This window comes from Nocardia sp. NPDC004722 (assembly GCF_053601505.1).
The window spans coordinates 1-1,827 of sequence record NZ_JBSGBY010000998.1; the positions used below are offsets into that span (position 1 = coordinate 1).

Below are 1,827 nucleotides of genomic sequence, written 5' to 3' on the forward strand. Positions count from 1 at the left end.
AAGGGCTCTTCCTCGGCCGCGGCGGCCGCCACCACCCGATGTCCCCGCGCCACCGCCAGTTCCACCGCGAAACCACCTACCGCACCGGCCGCACCGGTGATCAGCACGGTCTCGTCCGGCGACAAGGTGAGCAGGTCGAGAGACTGGGCGGCGGTCAGCGCGTTCAGCGGCAGGCTCGCCGCCTCGATCGCGGACACGGTACGCGGCGCCGGAGCCGTTGCCGCGGCGTCCAGGACCGCGTACTGCGCCTGCGTGCCCAACGGCACGTCCAACCGGTCCGACAGCCCGTAGACCTGCTGGCCGAGCGTGAATTCCTCGACACCGGAACCGATCTCGTCGACGGTCCCGGCCACATCCCAGCCGAGGCCGATCACCTCCCGGGCCACCATCAGCCCCGCCTGCGCCAACCCGCCCGAACGGGTATGCAGATCCACCGGATTCACCGCGGCCGCGGCCACCCGAATCCGCAGCTGTCCCGGGCCGGGCACCGGCACCGGGACCTCGGCGAGCTCCAGCACCTCGGGTCCGCCGAACGACCGAATCACGACTGCGCGCATCTGAAAAATCCTCTGCTCCAAGGCTTTCGCTTCCAGGAGCAAACCTACGGAGTGCTACTCTCCAACGGGAAGTACGTACCTCGGAGTGCGTACCGTACGCGAGGGAGAGCCATGGCGACCAAGACCGCCGCCCAGCGGCGCGACGAGGCCCGCCGCGTCTACGACGCCTACATCCAGGAATGCCCGACCCGGCAGCTGCTCGACCGCATCAGCGACAAATGGGTGAGCCTGCTGCTCAACGCCCTCGCCGACGGCCCCCGCCGCTACTCGGACCTGTCGCGGATCGTCACCGGCGTGAGCCAGAAGATGCTCACCCAAACCCTGCGCGCCATGGAACGCGACGGCCTGATCACCCGCACGGTCACCGCCTCGGTCCCGGTCCGCGTCGACTACGAGCTCACCGCGCTCGGCCGCAGCCTCCTCCCGGTCATGCAGGCGATCAAAGGCTGGGCGGAAACCTATATCGAAGACGTCCTGGCTGCCCGCGAAACCTACGACCGCACCGCGAACTGAGGCTCAGGCGGGCTGGTTGAGCACGGATTGGACCAACTGCCGGACAGCTTCGAGGAGTCGGTCCTTCTGCCCGGCGCGCACCAGGTAGGGGACCATCTCGCCGCCCAGCGGCGCGAGGAGCAGTGCGCCCACGACCTCCGCGTCGAGGTCAGGGCGGACTTCATGGAGCAAGGCGCTGATGTGGGTCGCCCAGAAGGTGTGGAACTCTTCGCGTTCGGGGTGCGGCGGCAGCGCCTGGTAGGCGACGTTCAGTTCGATGTCGTCAGCGATGAGGCGGGTCATCGCCTCGAAGTAGGCCAGTAGTCGTTCCCCCGCCGGAGCGCCGGGGCCGAGCGGGGGCGGGCCCGATTGCACCGCCTCCATCAGGCCGCGCGCGCCCTCGGAGACGAGTTCGTACAGCAGACCGGCGCGATTGCCGAAGCGGTGGAACAGCGTGCCTTTCGCGACCCCGGCCACGGCGGCGATGCGGTCCATCGTGGCCGCCTCGGCCCCCTCCTCGGCGAACAGCGTGCGCGCTGCGGTCAGGATTGCCTGCCGGTTGCGGGCTGCGTCGGCGCGTTCCTTGGGCCGGTCCATGTCACCACTTTCGTGTGCGGTTCGAGCATTGACAACTTGACCGGCGGTCAATATGTTCGGCAGTGCCAAACTTGACCGTCAGTCAACTTATGAGGTGTCTTCAGTGCAAGCAATCCTATTGACCGCTACCGGTGGCCCCGACGTCCTCGTCCCGGGCGAGGTGCCCACGCCGCGGCCGCAG

At 68.6% G+C, this 1,827-nt stretch carries 3 protein-coding genes; 1 reads left to right on the plus strand and 2 read right to left on the minus strand.

Features of this window, described 5'->3' with window-relative positions:
* On the minus strand, positions 1-557 hold a 557-nt coding region (locus ACWELQ_RS45055), incomplete at its 3' end, for an alcohol dehydrogenase catalytic domain-containing protein (RefSeq protein WP_452403083.1).
* A gap of 111 nt (positions 558-668) precedes the next feature.
* Here ACWELQ_RS45055 and ACWELQ_RS45060 point away from each other — a divergent pair.
* Complete coding sequence (locus tag ACWELQ_RS45060) at positions 669-1,070, plus strand: winged helix-turn-helix transcriptional regulator (protein ID WP_452403084.1); 402 nt, start codon at positions 669-671, stop codon at positions 1,068-1,070.
* A gap of 3 nt (positions 1,071-1,073) precedes the next feature.
* On the opposite strand, the gene ACWELQ_RS45065 is transcribed toward ACWELQ_RS45060, so the two are convergent.
* The gene (locus ACWELQ_RS45065) at positions 1,074-1,646 is read right to left on the minus strand and encodes a TetR/AcrR family transcriptional regulator (protein ID WP_452403085.1); all 573 of its coding nucleotides are present in this window, start codon (positions 1,644-1,646) and stop codon (positions 1,074-1,076) included.
* Positions 1,647-1,827 lie beyond the last annotated feature (181 nt).